The organism is Bacillus sp. ISL-77, assembly GCF_018613105.1.
On sequence record NZ_JAGGQY010000009.1, the window covers coordinates 69,679 to 76,136 of the forward strand.

A 6,458-nucleotide genomic window follows, 5' to 3' on the forward strand; every position below is an offset into this window, starting at 1 on the left:
GATAAGGATTGTTTTGGTAGTTCCTGACCTTTTTTAACCGTTTAAATAGGGACTAAGCTTGTCAATTGTTTCTTGTACCTTTACTGAATTTCTCTTGTACATTGCTTTTGATTTATCACAATCTGTCTCAAGAGAAAAGATCTCTAAATCAGCCTGCACTTTTTTTAGTGTAGCCAGGAGTAATGGACGTTGAGCGGGTGCTGGCACTTGAATTTTATCATCATATAGATCGACCGTTAGCTCTCCATAGGAATCGACTTGCCCTATGAAGACATTATCAAGAGTCACATCTAGTTTTTCTAACTCTGTATAAAGCCAGCCTCTGCCTTTTCCGGAACATCTTAATGATTCATCAATGATATTCCCGTCCATAATGACTGTTTGTGGTTCTTTTTCTTTCGCCATTTTCATTTGTAAATCCTTAGGTGTCAAAGGACGGTTTTCTGTTTTTAAAAGTGTGCTTAAATTTCCACGCGGTTCCAACACAGCAAATTCTACATCTGCAATCCTAAAAATATCCTTTTGTCGAAGTAACGCAGAAAGTTCGTCTATCGAATATTTTTCTTTTTTCAAATTATTTTCTAGGACCTTCCCATCTTTAATGACGACGGTTCCTTTACCTTCAGCAAAATCACGAAAAGCTTTACTCTTTAGAGAGGCAAAGTCAACAAGCCAAGTTACCAAGAAGAAAATTAGGACGGCTAACATTCCATGCCATACATTTGCTTCTAGTCCAGTAACTACTTCACCGGCAATACTTCCAATGGTAATTCCTGCAACATATTCAAAGAAAGAGAGCTCAGAGATTTGTTTCTTTCCAAGTACTTTTGTTGTAATAAATAAAAGTCCCAAAAAAATTAATGAACGACTTATGATAAAAATCCAATCTGGCATTAGTTTCTCACCTCAAAATTTTATGAACCCATATATTGGGGTTCATGTCGTTCAAGTTCCAAAACACGGTATTGTAGATCCTTCTTTACCTCTTCAATCGTTAGTGTAGCTTCATGAAAAATAGCTTGAGCGTCCTTATCGAGTGAATTTAAGGCGAAGGAAGACAATTGTGCTTCGATTCCCTTAATGGTAGAGAGACATTGCTTGACATTTGATGCGATTGTCACAAAATTACTTCCTTTCGTGGGGATTAAACAAATGAAAAAAGGGGTTGGCAGAATCGCCAACCTAAAACTGCTTTTATTGATTGTATTGTGGTTCTTCGTTCAAAATTTCTTGAAGACGTGGTTCTAAACTATCAAGAACCGACTGGGTTTGTTGGGCTGCTTGTTGATAAAGCTGCTTTGCATTTTGGTTATCAGTTGCTAATGCGAATCCTTCAAAACTTGCCTGTGCACTTTTTAGTCCAGCTAATGCTTGTTTTACCTGAGTTCCTACTGTCATTACATAATCCTTCTTTCGTGATATAAAATGAAATTACAAAAATAGTATGTGGATTATTCGGGTGGATATGTATTTAATGTTTTTTTGGGTTAATTCTAAATTTCCCTGAAACTTTATCTGGAAAATCCCATTAGACAAGAATATTTTCTAGAACTAGCGGATGCAACGCATTTGTTTTATCAATAAAAATAAATCCATCATATCGCAGCCCCATTTTCGATGGGACGTAATTACCATATTGTTCGTATTCCGGCCGGTATACCACACCAATTGCTCTATGCCCAATCGTTGTTGTAAATTCATGACGGTTCTGATCAGTAAATATCAAATATTTATTTACAGCCCCTGTCTTATGCATAAGTGATTCCCAGCTTCCGGGTTGAGCGGGAGGTACCTCCGTTTTTTGAAAGTCAACTCCCCATTCGGTGGAGGCAATTACCGTACCGATATACGTACCAAACCCTACAATAAAAACATTATCGGCCCCGTTTTCTTCTCTAATTAGTTGTCCGACATTCACCATTCCTTCATCCTTCATATCAGTTGCCCGGGCATCACCTACATGTGTATTATGCTCCCATATGATTACCTTTGCATCATCACCATAAAATCTTAGTACTGAGTTGAGTGCTTCGACCATATGCCTGTCTCGAACATTCCATGACTTAGAATCACTAGTGACCATTGTCCTATAATATTCCTCTGCATTTGCTGTAACAATGGCATTTACCTCCATATTCAAGCCGTTTTCCTGGTCGTCATCGAATTTCCATTTGTTTTTCCGGATGGATGCGAGAAGTTCAAGTGCTTCCTTTGTACAATTCTCAGAGAGGTATCCGGCTGAAACAGCATAGGATTCATTATTGCGATTAAAGGGCTCAAAGCAAGAAAATGCTTTTTTGGCCTCCTTAAAGCTGGGAGAATTGGTCCTTTCTAAATAATGAACAATTTCATCCATACTTTCCCAAAGACTATACACATCCAAACCATAAAAACCTACTTTTTGGGCTCTGTTATTATGGTGATTATATTCTTTTAACCATTCAATGAGCCCAATGACTTCTTGGTTCGCCCACATCCAGGTTGGCCATCTATTAAAATCCTCGAGCACATCTCTAATGACTTGTGACGATTGGTTAAATCCTTTAATGTATCGATTGATGCTTTGGCAGGAAGGCCAATCACCTTCAACAGCAATAAATGAAAACCCTTTTTCCTTGATTAGTCTTTTTGTTAACTCTGCACGAAGTGTATAAAACTCTGAAGTGCCGTGAGAAGATTCACCCAGTAGGACAAATCTTTTATCACCAATAGCGGCTATTAATGGGTCAAGATCATCAATTGTTTCAAAAGGTTTTGCGTAGGTATTAATGGCTTTAATCATAGGTTAGAGCATTCCTTTCCATAAGGACTCAGTTTTCTATAATATCCCCTGTAACTCATTAACCTAAATACCCAATAATTCACATTTTTGAGACAAGTAGTCCGTAAATTCAAAAAATTCCATGTTATAATTTAGTTGTAAAGGATAGAATAAAAGTTAACATCTTAGGAGACTCAACCATTTGTGTTCGTTCCGTTCGTGAACGAGTAGTAAGGTATAAGGTTATTCCTTTAAAATCATTCGGCTGGTGGAGCGATTGTCACACTTCTATGGAAAGGTTAAATCCTAAAACTAAATCCTTTCATAATAGGTATCTATGTATTCCATAGCAACCATATCAAAGGAAAAAGTTAAAGATTTATCAATATGAATAATATTGAACCTTTTTCAAAATGGATGAATTGCCAAGAAGCCTAGAAGCCCAAATGATGGAATAATGAGTCTCAATCGGTGTCAAACCGAGAATTTGTTTCTTTTAGGAATTTGAATTCCATTAATTCCATGTGAATTAATGGAATTCAACGGAACAAACACTCATCGGGGATAGGTAAAGGTTTCCATTTAGATTGATTAGATTGCTAAAAGGGAATTTCAGTTTATTATCTATCAGCTGATGTTATGGTTGGGTCCCCTAAGGTGTTAATAAAATTAAGGAGTTACTTCACTAGTTGAGGTAGCTTCTTTTTCATTCGAGGAGTATAGAAATAAAGAAGCATTTTATTATAAATAGTACTGATCATTCGTTATAATAAAGGTAGGAAATTATTTTTGAAAGGGGCCAGATAATGTCAGGAATACAAGAATTAAATTTAATTCAACAACAGGAAGAGATTATGGCGAAAATTCAGCACCGGAGATTAACAAAGAGAAAGATCCTGCAACGCATTTTATTAATCACTCTAGGTGCCACCCTGATGGCAGTGGGCTTAGAAATTTTCCTCGTTCCCAACAATGTAATTGATGGTGGAATCACTGGGATTTCTATTATGCTTTCGTATGTTACAGGTTGGAAATTAGGGATATTCCTCTTTATTCTTAATATACCTTTTTTCTTTATTGGTTATAAACAAATAGGAAAAACCTTCGCATTATCAACCCTTTATGGGATTCTCATTCTTTCTATTGGAACTACTCTACTCCATCCAGTCCCAGCTTTTACACAGGATATTCTCCTTGCGACGGTTTTTGGAGGAATTGTGCTAGGTATAGGCGTAGGCATAGTGATTCGCTATGGAGGGTCATTGGACGGTACCGAAATTTTAGCGATTCTTTTTAATAAAAAGCTTCCTTTTTCCGTCGGAGAAATTATTATGTTCTTTAATCTTTTTATCCTCGGGTGTGCCGGTTTTGTGTTTACGTGGGACCGTGCAATGTATTCACTTATTGCCTATTTTGTTGCTTACAAAACGATTGATATTACCATTACTGGCCTTGATGAATCTAAATCCGTTTGGATCATTAGTGACAATGCTAAGCAAATTGGTGACGCTATTATGAATCGTCTGGGGCGAGGTGTCACATATATCAATGGTGAGGGCGCATATTCTGGTGATGATAAAAAAGTCATCTTTTGCGTTATCAATCGTCTTGAAGAAGCAAAATTGAAGGAAATTGTTACTGAAAATGATGACAGTGCCTTTCTAGCTGTTGCGGATATCGCTGAGGTACGTGGTGGCAGATTTAAGAAAAAAGACATCCATTAGAAGCTGGGAAACATCGGCTTCTTTTTTGCGGAACTTTGACTTTATAGTAGAAATTGGACGTAAATTGGCAATTTGTCGTTATGGGGCTAAAATGCGGTAAAATCACGATTAGTTTGATGTGTTTCTTGTATTTTCATGTCAGATAATGCTGAAAATCCCGAGTTGATGAATGGTACTTTTGTCGTACCTTGCGCTTACCTCGGAAATAATTTTGCGAAAAATGAATTATTTCCAAAAAAGATGGCAGGATATTTCCCTTTTCCTGCCATCTTTTTTATAAAGTAAATCTCTCAGAATAAAAGCTCAAACACTTCATTTAGCTCGTGAGCCCTTTTTTCATCTTGCTCTTCTTTTGCATAGTTAATTTCTTTCGGCAGCATTCTATTTAAAAATGCAATTTCTTTTTGGTTCAAATCTCGAACAAAGGATCCTTCGGAGGCATAGCGACCTTCCGATAGTTTGCGGTAAATATGCTTGCCTTCGGAATGGTCATCAGTGTAATTTGACAAAGTTTCTCTTAAGTAGCCCAAAGTTTTATCCAAGGTTTTCACCTATCCTTTCACCACATATTTTTCAACGAGATGTCTTTAATATACATGCGAAAGTTAGGAAATAGCAGTGCAGTAAAAAAGCCTCTGATAAACACACTTAGGAGAGAGGCTTGTAATAAACAATTAAGATTTCGAACAAGAGATGATTCGATAGCTTAAAATATCCTGGTATTTTAAGACAATATTTCCATGTTCATTTAATATTTGGAAAAGTTCAGGTTCAAAATTTTTGGAGAAATTGAACTCTGCTGTATTGTTCCCATGACTGATAGCGGTGTTTTCGATTTTTAGAACAATATCTTGGAAGCCTGTTTTCTCTAATAACTTTCTCCAATCATCCTCCATTAATAATGAATCTAAAGCATAAAATTTCATGATTTCAGCTTCTTCATCCTGACTTAGCTTTGTGTTTATCGTCATTTCGTTTGCAATAAAACGTCCACCTTTTTTTAAGACTCGATAAAATTCTCTTAGTGCGGTCGGTTTATTAACAAAAGCTAAAACGGATTCAGATAAAATAAAGTCAAAGCTATTGTCTTTAAAGGGAAGTTTCTCAACAGACCCTGGGATTAACTGAATGGGTAAATTTAATGATTGAAAGCGCCTTCTTGCCTTATCTATCATGATTGGATTGATTTCAAGTCCTACTACCATTGCCTTATATTGCTGATATAAATATGCCGCTGTTTGTCCAGTGCCGCAGCCTGCATCTAAAATACGGGATTTGTTTGTAATGTTTTCACCAGACAGTATGTTTTTTGTTAATGGGATCCCACCTGGATGGGCCCCACCCACGCCAAATTTGGCCAAGAAGTCAATATAGGTTAAACCTCCCATAAATAAAGACACCACCTCAATGATCTTTTAGCATTTTATGATAACTAGTGGAGAGAGGTTCTTTCTAAATAGTGCTCCGAAATAACAAGTAACAATAGAAATATTATGTAAACAAATAATTGACCATTAAAATATTTATCACTCAAAAACTTACCAGAAAATAACAAATTATGTTCAGTTTCCTTCTAATATTTTAAGCGATTACGCGCAAATTAATGAAATGGAAGGGGGAGATTCCTTTCCATTTCAATATGAAGGAGTGCTTTGGATGAAAAAAGTAAATGTTCAGCCGTTTTTCAATATGTTTGGAAGAAAACGAAAAAGTAGAGGAGCTATGTGGGCATCTCTATTAGGCATTGGTATAAGTGCTGCTGTTTTTGGAGTGACAAAGGGAAAACGTAAGGACCTTGCACTTCCTTTTCAAAATATGGTAAAGAACTTTACGCCAAAAACAAATCTTAATTTAATGGATAATCATGCGATAACAGAATTTTCGGAAGAACTATTGATGAGTGCATTAAATAAAGATAAAAAACGTTAAAAAAAAGTCCGCATGGCGGACTTTTCAGATTGTAGACAAAAGGC

Annotated in this window: 8 protein-coding genes; 2 read left to right on the forward strand and 6 right to left on the reverse strand. The window is 36.4% G+C overall.

Annotation, left to right across the window (positions count from 1 at the left end; translation table 11 throughout):
• Positions 1-33: 33 nt before the first annotated feature.
• The 4 genes from J7E77_RS02950 to J7E77_RS02965 form a co-directional block, all read right to left on the reverse strand.
• A complete protein-coding gene (locus J7E77_RS02950; RefSeq protein ID WP_214712222.1) occupies positions 34-894 on the reverse strand; it encodes a DUF421 domain-containing protein in 861 nt (286 codons plus the stop codon).
• Positions 895-914: 20 nt separating this feature from the next.
• Positions 915-1,121 carry a DUF1657 domain-containing protein gene (locus tag J7E77_RS02955; RefSeq protein WP_088088549.1) on the reverse strand — a complete coding sequence of 69 codons (207 nt, stop codon included), beginning with the start codon at positions 1,119-1,121 and terminating at the stop codon, positions 915-917.
• A gap of 73 nt (positions 1,122-1,194) precedes the next feature.
• The gene (locus tag J7E77_RS02960) at positions 1,195-1,398 is read right to left on the reverse strand and encodes a DUF1657 domain-containing protein (protein ID WP_088088548.1); all 204 of its coding nucleotides are present in this window, start codon (positions 1,396-1,398) and stop codon (positions 1,195-1,197) included.
• A gap of 130 nt (positions 1,399-1,528) precedes the next feature.
• A complete protein-coding gene (locus J7E77_RS02965; protein ID WP_214712224.1) occupies positions 1,529-2,782 on the reverse strand; it encodes an erythromycin esterase family protein in 1,254 nt (417 codons plus the stop codon).
• An 833-nt stretch (positions 2,783-3,615) separates the two neighbouring features.
• Here J7E77_RS02965 and J7E77_RS02970 point away from each other — a divergent pair.
• A complete protein-coding gene (locus tag J7E77_RS02970) occupies positions 3,616-4,485 on the forward strand; it encodes a YitT family protein (RefSeq protein WP_168246212.1) in 870 nt (289 codons plus the stop codon).
• A gap of 290 nt (positions 4,486-4,775) precedes the next feature.
• On the opposite strand, the gene J7E77_RS02975 is transcribed toward J7E77_RS02970, so the two are convergent.
• On the reverse strand, positions 4,776-5,027 hold the full coding sequence (locus J7E77_RS02975) for a sigma-G-dependent sporulation-specific acid-soluble spore protein CsgA (protein ID WP_214712238.1): 252 nt from the start codon (positions 5,025-5,027) through the stop codon (positions 4,776-4,778).
• Positions 5,028-5,159: 132 nt separating this feature from the next.
• On the reverse strand, positions 5,160-5,873 hold the full coding sequence (locus J7E77_RS02980; RefSeq protein WP_214712226.1) for a class I SAM-dependent methyltransferase: 714 nt from the start codon (positions 5,871-5,873) through the stop codon (positions 5,160-5,162).
• A gap of 268 nt (positions 5,874-6,141) precedes the next feature.
• Between J7E77_RS02980 and J7E77_RS02985 the strand changes: the two genes are divergently transcribed.
• Entirely contained in the window at positions 6,142-6,414 is a 273-nt protein-coding gene (locus J7E77_RS02985; protein WP_214712228.1) for a hypothetical protein, read from the forward strand.
• Positions 6,415-6,458: the final 44 nt, after the last annotated feature.